13 protein-coding genes are annotated in these 17,651 nt (G+C 68.4%); 12 read left to right on the forward strand and 1 reads right to left on the reverse strand.

Going from position 1 to position 17,651, the window contains the following annotated elements:
- The first annotated feature begins 92 nt into the window (after positions 1-92).
- From ACIA8G_RS03835 to ACIA8G_RS03855, 5 genes are read left to right on the forward strand one after another with little or no spacing between them, the layout of a single operon-like run.
- Complete coding sequence (locus ACIA8G_RS03835; protein ID WP_396416717.1) at positions 93-2,276, forward strand: pectinesterase family protein; 2,184 nt, start codon at positions 93-95, stop codon at positions 2,274-2,276.
- Positions 2,273-3,148, forward strand: coding sequence for a carbohydrate ABC transporter permease (locus ACIA8G_RS03840; RefSeq protein ID WP_396416718.1), 876 nt, complete (start codon positions 2,273-2,275; stop codon positions 3,146-3,148). The genes ACIA8G_RS03835 and ACIA8G_RS03840 overlap by 4 nt, the downstream gene beginning before the upstream one ends.
- Complete coding sequence (locus ACIA8G_RS03845) at positions 3,145-4,026, forward strand: carbohydrate ABC transporter permease (protein WP_396416719.1); 882 nt, start codon at positions 3,145-3,147, stop codon at positions 4,024-4,026. Before ACIA8G_RS03840 ends, ACIA8G_RS03845 begins: the two co-directional genes overlap by 4 nt.
- A gap of 10 nt (positions 4,027-4,036) precedes the next feature.
- Positions 4,037-5,305, forward strand: coding sequence for an ABC transporter substrate-binding protein (locus tag ACIA8G_RS03850; RefSeq protein WP_396416720.1), 1,269 nt, complete (start codon positions 4,037-4,039; stop codon positions 5,303-5,305).
- Positions 5,302-6,447, forward strand: coding sequence for an enolase C-terminal domain-like protein (locus ACIA8G_RS03855; protein ID WP_396416721.1), 1,146 nt, complete (start codon positions 5,302-5,304; stop codon positions 6,445-6,447). Before ACIA8G_RS03850 ends, ACIA8G_RS03855 begins: the two co-directional genes overlap by 4 nt.
- A 33-nt stretch (positions 6,448-6,480) precedes the next feature.
- On the opposite strand, the gene ACIA8G_RS03860 is transcribed toward ACIA8G_RS03855, so the two are convergent.
- Positions 6,481-7,245 (reverse strand): pectate lyase, encoded by a 765-nt coding sequence (locus ACIA8G_RS03860; protein WP_396416722.1) that lies wholly within the window; start codon positions 7,243-7,245, stop codon positions 6,481-6,483.
- Positions 7,246-7,444: 199 nt separating this feature from the next.
- Here ACIA8G_RS03860 and ACIA8G_RS03865 point away from each other — a divergent pair, with 199 nt between their 5' ends.
- From ACIA8G_RS03865 to ACIA8G_RS03895, 7 genes are all read left to right on the forward strand, one after another.
- Positions 7,445-8,347, forward strand: a complete 903-nt coding sequence (locus tag ACIA8G_RS03865) for a polysaccharide lyase family 1 protein (RefSeq protein WP_396416723.1) — start codon at positions 7,445-7,447, stop codon at positions 8,345-8,347.
- 252 nt (positions 8,348-8,599) lie between these two features.
- Complete coding sequence (locus ACIA8G_RS03870; protein WP_396416724.1) at positions 8,600-11,476, forward strand: glycoside hydrolase family 48 protein; 2,877 nt, start codon at positions 8,600-8,602, stop codon at positions 11,474-11,476.
- Between the two features lie 11 nt (positions 11,477-11,487).
- Positions 11,488-12,738 carry a lytic polysaccharide monooxygenase gene (locus tag ACIA8G_RS03875; RefSeq protein ID WP_396416725.1) on the forward strand — a complete coding sequence of 417 codons (1,251 nt, stop codon included), beginning with the start codon at positions 11,488-11,490 and terminating at the stop codon, positions 12,736-12,738.
- Positions 12,738-13,190 (forward strand): hypothetical protein, encoded by a 453-nt coding sequence (locus ACIA8G_RS03880; RefSeq protein WP_396416726.1) that lies wholly within the window; start codon positions 12,738-12,740, stop codon positions 13,188-13,190. Before ACIA8G_RS03875 ends, ACIA8G_RS03880 begins: the two co-directional genes overlap by 1 nt.
- 9 nt (positions 13,191-13,199) lie before the next feature.
- Positions 13,200-14,924, forward strand: a complete 1,725-nt coding sequence (locus ACIA8G_RS03885; RefSeq protein ID WP_396416727.1) for a glycoside hydrolase family 6 protein — start codon at positions 13,200-13,202, stop codon at positions 14,922-14,924.
- Between the two features lie 16 nt (positions 14,925-14,940).
- A complete protein-coding gene (locus ACIA8G_RS03890; RefSeq protein WP_396416728.1) occupies positions 14,941-16,377 on the forward strand; it encodes a cellulase family glycosylhydrolase in 1,437 nt (478 codons plus the stop codon).
- 237 nt (positions 16,378-16,614) lie between these two features.
- On the forward strand, positions 16,615-17,649 hold the full coding sequence (locus ACIA8G_RS03895) for a LacI family DNA-binding transcriptional regulator (RefSeq protein WP_396416729.1): 1,035 nt from the start codon (positions 16,615-16,617) through the stop codon (positions 17,647-17,649).
- The last annotated feature ends 2 nt before the right edge of the window (positions 17,650-17,651 follow it).

A 17,651-nucleotide genomic window follows, 5' to 3' on the forward strand; every position in this document is an offset into this window, starting at 1 on the left:
ATTGACGCCCGGCACATGCGTTCGTAATATCCGGTTCACGCTCGTGGACGGCGTTCATGAATATGAACAAACCATTCGAAGGGTAACGCGCCATGCGATTGTTCGTACGTGCGCTTGTGCTGGCCTGCGCCTGCACGGGACTGGTGAGCGCACCCGCGCACGCCGGTCAGGATCCGGCGAGGCAGGTGCTGGCGGCGGGGGACGGATGGGCCTCGAGCGGCTCCGGGACGACCGGCGGCGCGGCCGCACCAGCCGACCACGTGCACACCGTGCGCACCCGAGCGGAGCTCGTCGCGGCACTGGCCGCACCGGCGCCGCGGATCATCCGGATCAAGGGCGTGCTCGACGCGAACACGGGACCCGGCGGAGAACCGTTGTCCTGCACGGACTACGCGACCGGTGGCTACACGTTGCCCGCCTACCTCGCCGCCTACGACCCCGCGGTCTGGGGCCGCGACCGGGAGCCGGAAGGACCGCTGGAGGACGCGCGGGCCGCCTCCGCGCGCAACCAGGCAGCGGTGATCGGTCTCGGCGTCGGCTCGGACACCACGATCATCGGGGCCGGACCTGGTGCCGGGATCACCGGTGGCAGCCTGCGGATCCACGGCGTGCGCAACGTGATCGTGCGCAACCTGACCTTCCGCGACACCCGTGACTGCTTCCCCGCCTGGGATCCGGACGACAACAGCCCCGGCGCCGCACCCGGCAACTGGAACTCGCTGTACGACTCGGTCTCCGTCCAGCGATCCGAGCAAGTCTGGGTCGACCACAACACGTTCACCGACGAACCCGACACCGACAGCACCCACCCGCTCTACTTCGGCCGCCCGTACGAGGTGCACGACGGCCAGCTCGACATCACCTCGGGCGCCGACCTGGTCACCGTGTCGCGCAACGTGTTCACCGAACACGGCAAGACGATGCTGATCGGCTCGTCCAACACCTCGACGACGGATCCCGGCAAGCTGCGGGTCTCGGTGCACCACAACGTCTTCCGCAACGTCGGGGAACGCGCGCCCCGCGTCCGGTTCGGCCAGGTGCACGTCTACAACAACCTGTACGAGGGTGCACAGGTGTACAGCTGGGGCGTTGGCGTGCGATCCCAGATTTACGCGCAGAACAACTTCATCCGCGGCATCGCGCCGGAGAAGATCGTCTACAACTGGGGCGGCACGGCGCTCACCGACATCGGCAACCTCGTCGACGGCAGGCCGGTCAGCCTGGTGAACGCTTACAACACGGCGTTTCCGGACAAGGCCCTCGGCACGGACGCCGGCTGGACGCCCACGCTGAACCGAGGGCTGGAGCCCGCGCACCGCGTCAAGAACCTGAAGGCGGGCGCGCAGCCGGCCGGGCGCCATCTCGTGGTGGGCGCGGACTTCGCGACCGTGCAGGCGGCGATCGACGCCGCACCGGCCGGTGCCGTGATCACCCTGAAGAAGGGCGTGTACCGGGAGGTCGTCAAGATCCCCGCGAGCAAGCGGGGGCTTACCCTGCGCGGTGCCACCGGACGCGCGCAGGACGTCGTGATCGAGTACGACAACGCCAGCGGCACCAAGAAGCCCGACGGCACGACCTACGGCACGACCGGCAGCGCCACGGCGACCATCGCCGCGGACGACTTCACCGCCCGCGACATCACCTTCCGCAACTCCTTCGACCGCAGGAAACACCCGGAGATCACGGCCACGCAGGCCGTCGCGGTGAAGGCCACCGGCGACCGGATGTTCTTCGACCGCGTGCACTTCGAAGGCCACCAGGACACGCTGTACGCCGACACCCCGAACGTGGGCACGCGGTCCCGCCAGTACTACCGCGACTGCGCGATCACCGGTGACGTCGACTTTCTCTTCGGCCGGGCCACCGCGGTGTTCGAGCGGGCCACGATCACCGCGCTGAACCGCGGTGGCGACCCGAACGGGTACCTGACCGCTGCCAGCACCCGCCGCGACAACCCGTACGGCTTCCTCATCGTGAACTCGCGGGTGCGCAGCGACGCACCGGCAAACACCTACTTCCTGGGCAGGCCATGGCATCCCGGTGGAGATCTGGACGCCATCGCCCAGGTCGTCATCCGCGACACCGAGCTGCCGGCCGCGATCAAGCGCGCGCCGTGGACCGACATGTCCGGATTCCCCTGGCGTGAGGCCAGGTTCGCGGAGTACCGCAACACCGGGCCCGGCGCGGGCTCGGGCACCGACCGGCCGCAGCTGACGGACGAGCAGGCGCGGCGGCACACGAAGAGCGCCTACCTGAGTGGGTGGAACCCCGCGTGAGGACCAGAACGTGGGCGCCCTACGCGCTGATCACCCCGACGCTGCTGCTGATGGCGGTGTTCCTGGTCTACCCGATCGCCAGCGTCGGGTGGTTCAGCCTCCGCCAGCACACCGTCACGCAACCGTGGAAGAACGGGTTCATCGGGTTCGAGAACTTCCGGCGGATGCTGTTCGAGGACGAGCTCTTCTGGCAGAGCCTCGCGTTCAGCGCCAAGTGGGTCGTCGTCGAGGTCGGGTTGCAGCTCCTGCTGGGGCTCGTGCTCGCGCTGATCGTCAACGAGTCGTTCGTCGGCCGCGCGATGGCGCGGTCGCTGGTGTTCTCGCCCTGGGCGGTGTCCGGCGTGCTCACGACCGGCATCTGGATCCTGCTCTACAACCCGTCGACGGGGATCTTCCAGCAGCTCGCGCAGTGGGGCATCGGCGATCCAGGCACGTCGGTGCTCGGCGACCCGGCGACGGTGTTCCCGGCGACCGTCGTCACCGAGTTGTGGCGCGGGGTGCCGTTCTTCGCGATCTTGCTGCTCGCGGACCTGCAGACCATCCCGAAGGACCTGTACGAGGCCGCCTCCGTCGACGGGGCCGGGCGGTGGCGCCGGTTCGTCAGCGTCACGCTGCCCCACCTGCGCGACGCGATCGTGCTGTCGACGCTCCTGCGGGCGGTGTGGGAGTTCAACAACGTCGACCTCATCTACACGCTCACCGGCGGCGGCCCGGCGAACCAGACGACCACGTTGCCGCTCTACGTCGCGCGCAAGGCCGTCGACTCGCACGACTTCGGCTACGGCTCGGCGCTCACGATGGCCGGCTTCGTGATCCTGCTGTTCTTCTCGATCCTCTACCTGAGGCTGTCCAAGTTCGGGAGCCGGGCATGACCCAGACACTCACCCGCCCGGAGACCGTCGACGTGCCGCCACCGGCCCCACCGCGGCGCAGGAGGCATCGCGACCCGAGCCGGTTCTTCCGGCTGCACCTGCCGCTGGCGCTCTACCTGCTGTTCACGCTCATCCCGTTCTACTGGATGCTCGTCTTCGCGTTCCGGCCGCCGGGGGAGACCGCGCTGGTGCCGTGGCCGATCACGTTCGAGCACTTCGACACCGTGTGGAACGGGATCGGGTTCGGGTTGTTCTTCCAGAACAGCCTGATCATCGCGCTCGGCACGCTGGTCGTGGTCACCGTGTTCGCGCTCATGGGCGGCTATGCGCTGGCACGCTTCAAGTTCCGCGGTCAGCGCGTCTTCCTGCTGGCGTTGCTGTGCACGCAGTTCATCCCCGGCGCGATGATGCTGATCCCGTTGTTCGTGATCTTCCGCAGCGCCGGGCTGCTGAACAGCCTCGCCGGCCTCGTCATCGCGGACACGGCGTTCCAGCTGCCGCTGGCGCTGATCCTGATGAGCGGGTTCGTGCGCAACGTTCCCGTCGAGCTCGAAGAAGCCGCGATGGTCGACGGCTGTTCGCGGCTGCGCGCGTTCTTCGCGGTGACGCTGCCGCAGCTGCGGCCGGCGCTGGTCGCCGTCGGCTCGTTCGCGTTCATCGGCGCCTGGAACAACTTCCTGTTCGCGCTGATGTTCGCGAGCAGGCAGGACAAGTTCACGCTGCCGGTCGGACTGAGCTACGCGCTCGGCGAGTTCAACACCGACTTCGGGGCGCTCGCGGCGGGCGGCGTCGTCGCCGCGGTGCCGGTCGTACTGGTTTTCGCCGTGGTGCAGCGGTTCCTCGTGCAGGGACTGAGCGCGGGCGCGGTCAAGGGATGAGGGAGCAGACATGAGACGACTGCTGGTCGCGCTGGTGCTCGTGCTGAGCGGATGCTCGGCGGGGCAGGACGGACCGACGACGATCACGTTCTGGGACAACAACGGCGGCCCCGGCCGCACCCCGATCTACCAGGAGCTGATCAAGCGGTTCGAGGCGGCGAACCCGGACATCAAGATCGCGTACGTCGGCGTGCCGAGCTCGTCGGTGCAGCAGAAGTACGACACCGCCATCGCGGGCGGGTCGACGCCGGACGTCGGCGGCGTCACGACGTCGTACCTGGCGCACCTCGCGGGGCAGGGTGCGCTGGAACCGGCTGACGAACGGCTGGAGAGCGGTTCCCTCAAGGGCAGGCTGATCCCGGGCCTGCTGGAGACCGTCCGCCAGACCTCGCCGGACGGCAAGCTCTACGCGGTGCCGGCGTCGGGAAACCTCGACGTGATCTGGTACCGCTCGGACCGGTTCGCCGAGGCCGGGATCGCGGAACCGGCCACGTGGGACGACCTGGCCAAGGCCGCCGCGCAGCTGACGAAACCCGCGGAGAACCAGTACGGCTTCACCATCCGCGGCGGCGCGGGGTCGGTCTTCCAGCTGTTGTCCGAGGCCTACTCCTACTCCGGTGTCGGGAAGTTCTACGACGGCGGCAAGAGCACGGTGGCCGATCCGCGCAACGCCGAGCTCGTGCGCAAGGTCGCGGGGCTGTACAAGAAGGCCACGCCCGAGGCGGACGTGAACAACAACTACACGCAGATGGTCGCGCAGTTCACCGGCGGATCGGTGGCGATGATGCACCACAACCTGGGCTCCACCGCCGACGTGATGAAGTCGCTCGGCCCGGAACGTGTTGCCGCGATGCCGTTGCCGAAGGGGCCGTCTGGCAAGCGCACCGTGGTGCCGAACCCGACGGACGGGTTCGCCGTCTTCAAGGGCGGCAAGAACAGTGAGGCGTCCTGGAAGTTCGTCGAGTTCCTCGTCTCGGCGGAGAGCAACGGGTACTGGAACCAGAAGGTCGGCCAGATCCCGGCCAACACCGACGTGCGCGGCGCGGAGTGGATCGCGAAGAACCCGGCCGTGAAGATGGCGCTCGGCGTGCTGGAGGATCCCGCGACGGTGATCGTGCCCGCGCCGGTCTACCTGCCCGAGTACTCGTCGATCACCAAGACCGACACCGAACCGCTGTACCAGAAGGTGCTGCTCGGGCAGATGTCCGCGCAGGAGTTCCTGGACGGGCTCGCGGCGAAGCTCACGACCGCCCAGCAGGACTGGGAGAAGCGGAAGTGATCGAACGGGTGGCGGTCCGCACGTTCACCACGACGGCGTCCACGTCGGTGGACGCCGAAGGCCACAGGCATCCGGCACCGGAGCACGAGATCACCGAGGCGTTGCTGGAGATCACCGACACCGACGGCGTCACCGGGTACTGCCAGGTGCAGCCCGACCAGCTCCGGCCCGCCGTGCTGGACCGGCACGTGCGGCCGGTGCTGCTCGGTGAGGACCCGTGGGACCGCGAACGGTTGTGGCGGCTGATGGCCCGGCGGCAACGCGGTGCGCACGGCGGGTTCACCGACCGGGCGCTCGGGTTCGTGGACCAGGCGCTGTGGGACCTGGTGGCACGCCGGGTGGAGCTGCCCGCGTGGCGGCTCGCCGGTGGTGCTCGCGATCAGGTTCCGGCCTATGCCAGCACGATGTGCGGGGACACCGACGGTCTGGCGACGCCGGGTGACTACGCGGACTTCGCGAAGCACCTGGTGTCGGTGGGGTATCGGGCGATCAAGCTGCACACGTGGATGCCGCCGGTGCCTGACGCGCCGAGCGTCGCCCGTGACATCGAGGCGTGCCGGGCGGTGCGGGAGGCGGTCGGTCCGGCCATCGCGCTGATGCTGGATGCCAGCCACTGGTACTCGCGGACGGAGGCGTTGAGGCTCGGCAAAGCGCTGGAGGAGCTGGACTTCTACTGGTTCGAGGAACCGATGGAGGAGGCGTCGGTCAGCTCGTACCGGTGGCTCGCCGAGCAGCTGTCGATCCCGGTGATCGGGCCGGAGGTGGCGTGGGGCAAGCACATGACCCGCGCCGAGTGGGTCACGACGGGAGCGTGCGACATCCTGCGTGCGGGTCCGGCCGGCAGTGGCGGCATCACGCCGGTGCTGAAGACGGTGCACCTCGCGGAGTCGTTCAACGTGGACTGCGAGATCCACGGCAACGGTTCCGGGAGCCTCACCGTGCTCGGCGCGACCGACGCGGGCCGGTGGTACGAACGCGGCCTGCTGCACCCGCACGTCGACTTCGACCGGGTGCCGCCGCACCGGAACTCCCTCGTCGATCCGCTCGACGAGAACGGGAACGTGGCGCTGCCGACGCAACCCGGAATCGGCGACGACTGGAATCTGGAACACATCGGAGTTCACACTCTTGAAGTGTGGTGAAAAAGGGCCCCGGCGTGCGCCGGGGCCCTTTTTCTAGCGGTAGGTGACGTCGGAGGACTGGTAGAGGCAGTGGGTGCTGTCGGAGCCTGAACCGATTTTCTTCGGTTCGCCGCTGGTGACGCCCTGGTACTTCTCGCAGACCGCAATCTTCTTCTTGCTGTCCCCGACGATCGTGATCTTCGAGAACCGCGCGGTGTCGCCGTAGTTCGTGTTGATGCCGACCAGCGACTTGCCGGGGGAGAACGCGGTGATGTTCTCCAGCACGACGTGCCGCTTGTGCTGGGTCTTGCAGTTGCCGCAGGACCGGTAGAGCTTGCCGAAGTCGTCCACCTGGAAGTTGCGGATGATCATCGTGCCCGGCCCGTTGTGCTGGAACACCTTGTCCGACGCCTTGCGGGCGCCGCCACCGTTGATGGTCATGGTCTGCGACGACGACGTGCCCTTGAACGTGGCCGCGTCCTCGCCGACGTCCTCCCACCACACGTTGGTGAGCGTGCACGTGCCGAGGCAGTGGACGCCGTCCGCCGCCGGCGCGCCGAGCACGACGTTCTTGAGCGTCGCGCCGTCGGCCAGCTGGAAGATCGGGTCCTGGTCCTCGTTCTGGCCGCCGGAACCGAGGTTGCCGGTGCCGTAGAACCGCTGCATGCCACCGTCGTAAGTGGTCTTGGGGACCTTGATGGAGGCGCTGACCGGCTTCGGGCGCGTCGGAGTGGGGAAGGTGCTGCCCGCGGCCTGCGCCTGGGGCGCGAGTAACGAGACCAGTGCGGCGGCGAACATCGTTGTTGCCAGTTTCTTCATTAGCGCTCCGCTGGAGGAGGATGCGCGGCGGTGATTTGATGGTAGGGCGATGATGTTTCCTGTCAATCATTGTCGATTGTTCGAATCGAATATCGTCGAAGCGGTTGACCCATTTGTTGCGCGCTCGCTACGTTTGTTGCACCGCCGCTCACTCGTGGGAGAGCGTGGAATGATTCTGAAACGGGCAACAATAATTTCGGTGGCCGCACTGGTGGCCGGCGTGGTCGCGGTTCCGCCGGTGTCGGCCGCCCCGTTCGGGCTGGTCGGCTGGGCCACCCAGGGCGGTGGCACGACCGGTGGTGGCAGTGCCGCGCCGATCACCGTCACGACGGCCGCCGCGTTCGCCACCGCGGTCCAGTCGTCGAGTGCGGCGGTCGTGCGGGTGTCCGGCACGATCTCGCTGCCGAGCATGACCAAGGTCGCCTCGAACAAGACGATCGAGGGCGTCGGTTCGAGTGCGGCGATCACCGGTCAGGGCCTCAACATCTCGAAGGTCTCGAACGTGATCGTGCGCAACCTCAACTTCCGCAGCTGGGGCGACGACGCGATCAACGTCCAGTACTCCAGCCGCGTGTGGGTCGACCACAACTCGTTCTCGAACGGCTACGACGGCGCGGTCGACGTCAAACGCGGCTCCGACTACGTCACGGTGTCCTGGAACAAGTTCTCGAGCCACAACAAGACGATGTTGCTCGGGCACAGCGACGGCAACGGGTCGGAGGACCGGGGCAAGCTCCGGGTGACCTACCACCACAACTGGTTCGCCGGCACGCAGCAGCGCCACCCGCGGGTTCGGTTCGGCAACCCGGTGCACGTCTACAACAACTATTACGGCGGCGTGACGGACTACGGCGTCGCGTCCACTGTGGAGGCCGGGGTCCTCGTCGAGGGCAACTACTTCGAGAACACGGAAGACCCGTTCCACCGCGGTGAGGGCAGCTCGCCCGGCGGGTCGCTGGTGGCGCGCAACAACCACTTCGCCAACTCGGGTCCGGGTGATCAGGGCGGCTCGGTGAAGTCCATCCCGTACTCGTACCCGTTGGACGGCGCCAGCAGCGTGAAGAGCGTGGTCACGGCCGGTGCGGGAGCCGGTCGCGGCTGATCGGGACAGGGGGCGTCCTCGCGGCGACGGGCGCCCCCGCCTTCGTCTGGGAGCGTTCCCAGGAATCCACTCGAAGAGAGCAGCAAGATAGCGCAACGGCGGAACGCCGCCTGGGCCGTTGTGGCTAACCATCAGGGACTTCCGGCGTAGCGGTGCGGCCGTTGGGGCTTGCTGGAGCCGCCAGCTGCGGCGTTACCCACGTTACAGTGCCGTGAATTCTGGGAGCGGTCCCAGATGTCGAGAGGCGGCGGCATGACTCGACGAACAGTGGCACTGGCGGCTGCGGCCCTGATGGCAGCCGGTGGAGTGCCCGCAGTGGCGGCGCCGGCGGCGGTCGCCTGCACCGTGACCTACGAGATCACCAACGAGTGGAACACCGGATTCGGCGCCACGGCGTCGATCCGCAACGACGGAGACACCCTCAACGGCTGGACCCTGACGTGGACGTTCCCCGACGGGCAACGCGTCACCCAGGGCTGGAACGGCAACTTCAGCCAGAGCGGTGCCGTGGTGAGCGTGACCAACCCGGACTGGGCGCGCACGCTCCCGTCCGGTGGCAGCGCGCAGGTCGGCTTCAACGGCAGCAAGGGCTCGGCCAACCGGCCACCGACGGACTTCGCGGTGAACGGCGTGGCGTGCACGGGGCCCAACCAGCCGCCGTCCGTGGCAGTGACCGCGCCGGCCACGGGCGGCACCTACACCTTGCCCGCGGCGATTCCGCTGGCCGCGGCCGCGCAGGACACCGACGGCTCGGTGGCGAAGGTCGACTTCTACGCAGGTGACCAGCTCATCGCGACGGACACGAGCGCGCCCTTCGCCGGTTCCTGGACCTCCGCGACGGCAGGAGATCACCGGATCACCGCGCGGGCGACCGACAACCGTGGTGCGGCCACGACGTCATCGCCGGTGATGATCAAGGTGCTGGCCGGGCCCGCGGTGCTGGCGACACCGGGCACGCTGACCGTGAAACAGGGTCAGACGGCCACGTTCGACGTCTCGCTGGCAGCCACCCCGAGCCAGCCGGTGACGGTCACGATCGCCCGCACCGGCAGCGCCGACCTCACCGCCGCACCGGCAACGCTGACCTTCACCAGTGCGGCGAAGCAGACCGTCACGGTGACGTCGGCGAACAACGGTGGAGCGCTCGCGACGGCGACGTTCACCGCGACCGCTCCCGGCCACTCGGCGGCATCGGTCGCCGTGCGCGAGATCGATCCGTCCACTTCGGACTTCACCCAGGCCTTCCTGGCCCAGTACGCCAAGATCAAGGATCCGGCCAGCGGCTACTTCCGGAAGTTCGGCGACCTGCTGGTGCCGTACCACTCGGTGGAGACGCTGATGGTCGAGGCACCGGACCACGGGCACCAGACGACGTCCGAGGCGTTCAGCTACTACCTGTGGCTGGAGGCGAGCTACGGCCGGATCACCGGTGACTGGGCGCCGTTCAGGTCGGCGTTCGCGTCGATGGAGAAGTACATCATCCCGGCCAAGGCCGATCAGCCGACGAACGACAAGTACAACGCGGCCAAGCCCGCGACCTACGCGCCCGAACACGCGCGGATGGACCGCTACCCGGCGGTGCTGGACGCGAACGTGCCCGTGGGCCAGGACCCGATCGCGGCCGAGCTGAAGTCCGCGTACGGCACCGATGACGTCTACGGCATGCACTGGCTGCTCGACGTCGACAACACTTACGGCTTCGGCCGCTGCGGCGACGGCACCACGGCGCCCGCGTACATCAACACCTACCAGCGCGGCTCGTCGGAGTCGGTGTGGGAGACCATCCCGCAGCCGTCGTGCGACACCTTCAAGCACGGTGGCCCCAACGGTTTCCTGGACCTGTTCACCAAGGACGCCTCCTACGCCAAGCAGTGGAAGTACACCAACGCGCCGGACGCGGACGCCCGCGTGGTGCAGGTGGCGCTGCTGGCCCAGCAATGGGCCACGGCGCAGGGCAACGCCGGTCAGATCTCCGCTGAGATCGGCAAGGCCGCGAAAATGGGCGACTACCTGCGGTACGCCATGTTCGACAAGTACTTCAAGCGCATCGGCAACTGCGTCAGCCCGAGTACCTGTCCTGGCGGCACCGGTAAGAACAGCGCGCACTACCTGATGTCTTGGTACTACGCGTGGGGCGGCGCGACCGACACGTCAGCGGGATGGGCGTGGCGGATCGGCGACGGTGCCTCGCACCAGGGCTACCAGAACCCGCTGGCGGCACACGCGCTCGCCAACGTGCCGGCGCTCAAGCCGTTGTCCTCCACGGGACAGCAGGACTGGGCGACTAGCCTGACCCGGCAGTTGGAGATGCTGCAGTGGCTGCAGTCGGCCGACGGTGGTCTCGCCGGTGGTGTCACGAACAGCTGGGAGGGCCAGTACGGCACGCCTCCCGCAGGCACGCCGACGTTCTACGGCATGTTCTACGACGCCCACCCGGTGTGGCGCGACCCGCCGAGCAACCGGTGGTTCGGCTTCCAGGTGTGGGGGATCGAACGCACGGCGGCGCTGTACCAGATGACCGGCGACCCCCGCGCCAAGAAGATCCTCGACAGGTGGGTGCCGTGGGCGCTCGCGAACACCACGACCGGCACGAACTTCCAGATCCCCGCCGACCTCGAGTGGACGGGCGCGCCGGACACGTGGAACGCGGCCAACCCCGGCGCGAACGCCAACCTGCGGGTCCGGGTCCTCAACCGCAACCAGGACGTCGGTGTGGCCGCGTCCTACGCCAAGGTGCTGCTCAACTACGCGGCCAAGTCGGGGCACGCCCAGGCCAGGACGACCGGTGAGGCGCTGCTGACGTCGTTGCTGTCGCACCAGGACAGCCTCGGTATCGCCACCCCGGAGAGCCGCTCGGACTACAACCGGTTCGACGACGTCTACAACGCCACCACCGGCGAGGGTCCGTACGTGCCGCCGGGCTGGACCGGCCGGATGCCGAACGGCGACCAGATCGGCCAGACGTCGTCGTTCCTGTCGATCCGGTCCGCGTTCCGCAACGACCCGCAGTGGCCGAAGGTCCAGTCCTATCTGGACGGTGGTCCGGTGCCGACGTTCACCTACCACCGGTTCTGGGCACAGGCGGAGATCGCCACCGCATTCTCCCTGCACGCCGAGCTCTTCTCCTGAGGAGTACCGAGATGAGGAAACGCATCGCGCTCCTGTCCGTGTTGGCCGTGACGGCGGCCGTTCTCGTGCACACCGGCGGCACGGCGGTCGCCCACGGTTCCATGGTGTGGCCGGGAAGCCGCACCTACCTCTGCTACGAGGACGGCCGTGCCGGCAGCGGCGGCGGAGACCTCCAGCCCACCAACCCGGCCTGCGTGGCCGCGGTCGCACAGGGTGGCAAGCAACCGCTGTGGGACTGGTTCGGCAACCTGATCAGCAACGCGGCCGGACGGCACCGGGAGATCATCGCGGACGGTGACCTGTGCGGGCCGACCACGAAGTACGACGCCTACAACCTCACCCGCGCCGACTGGCCGGTGACGAGGGTGACGGCGAACTCCGCGGTCACGTTGCGCTACAACGCATGGGCGCCGCACCCCGGCACCTGGGAGCAGTTCGTCACCAGGGACGGCTTCGACGTGACGCAGCCGCTCAAGTGGTCGGACCTGGAGCCCACGCCGTTCGACCGGATCACCAACCCGCCGCTGGCGAACGGCGAGTACAGCTGGCAGGCCAGGCTGCCCAACAAGACCGGCCGGCACATCATCTATTCGATCTGGCAGCGCTCGGACAGCCCCGAGGCGTTCTACAGCTGCTCGGACGTCGTGTTCGGCGGCGGAACCCCGGACACGTCGCCGCCGACCGCGCCGGGAACCCCGGTCGCCTCGGCGATCACCGGCACCTCGGTGAGGCTCGACTGGCCGGCGTCGGCCGACAACCTGGGCGTCACGGGCTACCAGGTGTACAGCGGCAGCCAGGTGGTCGCGACCTCGGCCACGAACTCCGTCACGGTCTCCCGGTTGAACCCCGGCACCGACTACACCTTCCGCGTGGTGGCGCAGGACGCGGCGGGCAGCGCCTCGCCCTCGTCGCCGGCCGTCGCGGTCAGGACCGGCACCGCCGGCACCTGCACGGTGACCTACACCAGGCCGAGCACCTGGAACGGTGGCTTCACCGCGAACGTGAGCGTGGCCAACTCCGGCACCGAAGCGGTGACCGGGTGGCGGCTCGTCTGGGACTTCCCGCCGGAGCAACGGCTCTCCCAGGCGTGGTCGTCCACGATCACGGTGACGAACGGGAAAGCCACCGCGACGGGTGCCTCCTGGAACGCCGACATCGCACCCGGCGGCACGGTGAGCTTCGGGTTCAACGCCGCGATCACCGCACCCGTGGCAGACCCCGCGTCCTTCACGCTCAACGGTCAATCCTGCGCCATCCCGTGATGAGGGCGCTCCTTGCCCTCTTCGTGATCGGTTCGGTCGCGCTCGTCTTCGTTCTGGGGCGCGCCGAACCGGTCCCGGACCTCACCCGTGGCGTCGACGGCGTCGCGGCCTGGCTGCACGAGCTCACCGGCGAGTGCGGTGAAGTCAAGCGGGACAACGACTTCGCCGAGTTCGCCGGCCCGGTCCGAGCCGAGGTCTACCAGCCCTTCGTCGCGGAGTGGGGCACGTGCACGAAGCAGCCCTATCAGCGGCTCGGGCTGCTCGTGCTCAGACCGGGCCTGGACCAGGCGTGGCGCAGCGCGGTCGCGAACGGGCGCGTGCGGGGCGACCCGGACCTGGTGTTCGGCGACGGGTTCGCGCTCACCGGCTCGATCGGCATGGAGCACCTCGGACTGAAACGACTCGAATGCACGCCCACCGCGTGCTCGCTCATGGAGATCAAACACCACTGAGGAGATGGCATGAGGTTCAACGGACAGAGGCGGTGGGCCGCGACGGGAGTCGTGGTCGCCACGGCCGTTGCGACGTTCGGGGTGGCGCTGAGCGCTCCCGCGGGCGCCGCACCCGGTTGCCGCGTGGACTACACGGCGAACAACTGGGGCGGCGGCGGGTTCGGCGCCGCCGTGAAGATCACCAACCTGGGCAACGCGATCTCGGGGTGGAACCTGAAGTTCTCCTTCCCCGGAACGCAGAAGGTGACCCAGGGCTGGAGCGCCACCTGGTCGCAGTCGGGCGCCGACGTCACCGCGACGAGCATGTCGTGGAACGGGAACCTGGGTACGGGCGCTTCGACGGACATCGGGTTCAACGGCAGCTACTCCGGCGCCACGAACGCCTCGCCCGCGACGTTCACGCTCAACGGCACCGTGTGCACCGGCCAGCAACCGCCGACGAGCACCACGACGACCACCACCTCGGGCAACCCGAACCCCGGCAACCGCGTCGACAACCCGTACGCGGGCGCGAAGGTGTACGTCAACGCGGACTGGTCGGCCAAGGCGAACGCCGAGGCAGGCGGCAGCCGGATCGCGAACCAGCCCACAGGCGTGTGGATGGACCGCATCGCGGCGATCAACGGCACGACCGGTGCCCGCGGGCTCGCTGCGCACCTGGACGACGCGGTGCGCCAGGCGGCGGGCACACCACTCGTGATCCAGCTGGTGATCTACAACCTGCCCGGCCGGGACTGCGCGGCGCTGGCGTCCAACGGTGAGCTCAAAGCCGCCGAGATCGACCGCTACAAGCAGGAGTACATCGACCCGATCGCGGCGATCCTCGCGAGGCCGGCGTACGCGAACCTGCGCATCGTGACCGTGGTGGAGATCGACTCGCTGCCGAACCTGGTCACCAACGTGACGCCGCGGCCGACGTTCACCCCGCAGTGCGACGTGATGAAGGCCAACGGCAACTACGTCACGGGCGTCGGTTACGCGCTCGCGAAGCTGGGCGCGGTCCCGAACGTCTACAACTACCTCGACATCGGTCACCACGGCTGGCTGGGCTGGGACGACAACCTCGGTCCGTCGGCCGAGTTGCTCTACCAGGCGGCGAACGCTTCGGGCAGCACCAAGGCGAACGTGCACGGATTCATCGCCAACACCGCCAACTACGGCGCACTGCGCGAGCCGTACTTCACCATCGACGACACCGTGAACGGCACGAGCGTGCGCACCTCGAAGTGGGTGGACTGGAACCGTTACGTGGACGAGCTTTCGTACGCGCAGGCGTTCCGGCAGCGCGCGGTCACGGCCGGTTTCGACGCCGGTGTCGGCATGCTGATCGACACCAGTCGCAACGGCTGGGGCGGTAGCGCCCGCCCGACCGGGCCCGGTGCGAAGACGACGCCGGACGCGTACGTCGACGCCAGCAAGACGGACCGCCGCATCCACCTCGGCAACTGGTGCAACCAGAAGGGTGCCGGACTGGGAGAGCGGCCGAAGGCGGCACCGGAGACGGGCATCGACGCGTACGTGTGGATCAAGCCGCCGGGCGAGTCCGACGGCGCGAGCAAGGACATCCCGAACAACGAGGGCAAGGGTTTCGACCGGATGTGCGACCCCACCTACACCGGAAACCCGCGCAATAACAACAACATGTCCGGTGCGCTGGGCGACGCCCCGTTGTCCGGGCACTGGTTCTCCTCGCAGTTCCAGGAGCTCATGCGCAACGCCTACCCGGCCCTGTAGGGGAGAGAAGTCCGTCATGAAGCGACTCCTGCACGTGCTCCTGCTGCTCGTGCTGGCGTCGACCGCGGCCGTCGCACCTGCGACGGCCGCGACCGGCGACGGCTACTGGCACACCAATGGCACCCGGCTGCTCGACGCGAACAACCAGCCGGTGCGGATGACCGGCATCAACTGGTTCGGCCTGGAAACCGACACCTACAGCCCGCACGGCCTGTGGGTGCGCAACTACCGCGACATGCTCGACCAGATCAAGTCGTTGAAGTACAACGTCGTCCGGCTGCCCTTCGCGTCCCAGCTGTTCGACTCCGGCAGCACTCCGAACGGCATCGACTTCAGCAAGAACCCCGACCTGGCGGGCCTGTCCGGCCAGCAGGTCATGGACAAGATCGTCGAGCACGCCGGCCGGATCGGCCTCAAGATCGTGCTCGACCGGCACCGCCCGAGCTCGGCAGGCCAGTCCGCGCTCTGGTACACCGACGCCTACCCGGAATCGCGCTGGATCAACGACTGGGTGGCGCTCGCTCGCCGCTACGCGGGCAACACCACCGTGATCGGCGCGGACCTGCACAACGAGCCGCACGACCCGGCGTGCTGGGGCTGCGGCGACACAGCCCGCGACTGGCGCCTCGCCGCCGAACGCGCGGGCAACGCGATCCTCGCAGCCAACCCGGACTGGCTGATCATCGTCGAGGGCATCGGCGACAACTACTGGTGGGGCGGCAACCTGCAAGGTGCAGCGTCCGCACCGGTCCGGTTGAACGTGCCCAACCGGCTCGTGTACTCGGCGCACGACTACGCGACGTCGGTGTTCGAGCAACCCTGGTTCAACGACCCGGCGTTCCCCGGCAACCTCACGGCGATCTGGGACCGCAACTGGGGTTACCTGGTGAAGAACAACATCGCGCCGGTGTGGCTCGGTGAGTTCGGCACCGACCTGGCCGACCCGCGGGACCGGGTGTGGTTGAAGAAGTTGCTGGAGTACCTCGACAACGGGTTCAGCTTCGCGTTCTGGTCGTGGAACCCGAACTCCGGTGACACGGGCGGCATCCTCAACGACGACTGGACCACGGTCAACACCACCAAGCAGGCCTACCTCGACCCGTACCTGGGCGGTGGCGGGGGAACCCCACCTGCCGGGCCGTGCAAGGTGACCTACGGCGTGCCGAACGACTGGGGCTCCGGCTTCACCGGCCAGGTCTCGATCACCAACACCGGCACCGCCGCGATCAACGGGTGGACGCTCGCGTTCTCGTTCCCCGGCAACCAGAGGATCACCAACGGGTGGGGTGCCACGTGGAGCCAGACCTCGGCGACCGCGCTGGAGTACAACCGCGGCATCGCACCCGGCGCGACGGTCACCGGGCTCGGGTTCAACGCCACGTACAGCGGCGCGAACAGGCCGCCTGCCGAGTTCAGGCTGAACGGCCAGCTGTGCAACGCGGCACTTCGGTGAGACAGATGTGAACGTGCTCACGCTCCCGTTTGCGCCCCGGTGCGCGGCCGGGAGCGTGGGCGTGGCCTGGTCAGCGGCATAGCGCTTCTGTTGTGGAAGTTTCCAGACGAGTCCGATTCGTCTGGACCATCGTTGACCGGCAATGTTAACGCAAACATGCGTCTTGAGTTCACCTCGGCATGCTCCCTATGGTGACGGGACACATCGGGTGAAGTGGGTTCGCGAGAGGGGTTCGGTGTGGTCACCATCGCGGACGTCGCTCGGCACGCCGGTGTCGCCCCGAGCACTGTGTCCTACGTGCTCACCGGCAAGCGGTCGATCTCGGCGGACACGAAGTCGAAGGTCCGGGAGAGCATCAGGGCACTCGGCTACCACCCGCACGCGGGGGACCGGGCGCTGGCCGCCGGCCGGGTGAACGTGATCGGACTGGTGCTGCCGCTGCGCGCGGGCCTGCACCTGCCGGCGATGATGCGTTTCGTCGCGGCTGTCGTCACGAGCGCGCGCCGGCACGGCATGGACGTGTTGCTGATGACCGCGGAGAACAGCGCACCGGGGCTGCGGCGGATCGGTGACGGCGGCCAGGTCGACGGCTTCCTCGTGATGGACGTGGAGATGGACGACGATCGGGTGCCGCTGCTGCGGGAGCTGGCGCGGCCGTCCGTCCTCATCGGACACCCGTCGGCGACGAAGGGGCTCACCTGCGTGGACCTCGACTTCGAAGCCGCGGGCGCCCGGTGCGTCGACCACCTCGCGGACCTCGGCCACCGCTCCATCGGGTTCCTCGGCGCTCCGAGCGCGGTGTACCGCCGCAACACCGGCTTCGCCCACCGGGCGATGGCCGGGTTCAGCGCGGCGGCGATGCGCCGGGGCATCGCCGCGACGGCCATGCCGGCCGAGGAGGACCAGGAGCCGGTGCTCAGGTCCGTTCAGGCGCTGCTGCGCGCACATCCGTCGATGACCGCGCTGGTGGTGCACAACGACGCGGCGCTCGGCTGGGTCGCGGGAAGCCTGCGTGCGCTGGGGCGAAAGGTTCCCGCTGACGTCGCCGTGGTAGCGATCTGCCCCGACGAGCTCGCCGAGCAGATGTCGCCGCCGCTCACCTCGGTGCGGTTGCCGGTCGAGGAGCTTGGGAGGCACGCGGTGGACCTGCTGGTCGCCAAGCTCGAGGGGCGGCCTTCTGCGCCGCTGTTGTTGTTGCCGCCGCGATTGTCGCGGCGCGCTAGTGCGCCGGAGTTGGTGGCGGTTCGGCGTGGGACGGCGTCTTCGGGCTGACC

The organism is Lentzea sp. NPDC051213 (genome assembly GCF_044455585.1).
Taxonomy (GTDB): Bacteria; Actinomycetota; Actinomycetes; order Mycobacteriales; family Pseudonocardiaceae; genus Lentzea.

What these genes read in the sequence shown, in the direction of transcription:
- ACIA8G_RS03845 (WP_396416719.1), top strand. Translation starts at nt 3,145, where the DNA reads ATGACCCAGACACTCACCCGCCCGGAGACCGTCGACGTGCCGCCACCG.
- ACIA8G_RS03850 (WP_396416720.1), top strand. Translation starts at nt 4,037, where the DNA reads ATGAGACGACTGCTGGTCGCGCTGGTGCTCGTGCTGAGCGGATGCTCG.
- ACIA8G_RS03885 (WP_396416727.1), top strand. Translation starts at nt 13,200, where the DNA reads ATGAGGTTCAACGGACAGAGGCGGTGGGCCGCGACGGGAGTCGTGGTC.
- ACIA8G_RS03835 (WP_396416717.1), top strand. Translation starts at nt 93, where the DNA reads ATGCGATTGTTCGTACGTGCGCTTGTGCTGGCCTGCGCCTGCACGGGA.
- ACIA8G_RS03890 (WP_396416728.1), top strand. Translation starts at nt 14,941, where the DNA reads ATGAAGCGACTCCTGCACGTGCTCCTGCTGCTCGTGCTGGCGTCGACC.
- ACIA8G_RS03880 (WP_396416726.1), top strand. Translation starts at nt 12,738, where the DNA reads ATGAGGGCGCTCCTTGCCCTCTTCGTGATCGGTTCGGTCGCGCTCGTC.
- ACIA8G_RS03870 (WP_396416724.1), top strand. Translation starts at nt 8,600, where the DNA reads ATGACTCGACGAACAGTGGCACTGGCGGCTGCGGCCCTGATGGCAGCC.
- ACIA8G_RS03860 (WP_396416722.1), bottom strand. Translation starts at nt 7,245, where the DNA reads ATGAAGAAACTGGCAACAACGATGTTCGCCGCCGCACTGGTCTCGTTA.
- ACIA8G_RS03875 (WP_396416725.1), top strand. Translation starts at nt 11,488, where the DNA reads ATGAGGAAACGCATCGCGCTCCTGTCCGTGTTGGCCGTGACGGCGGCC.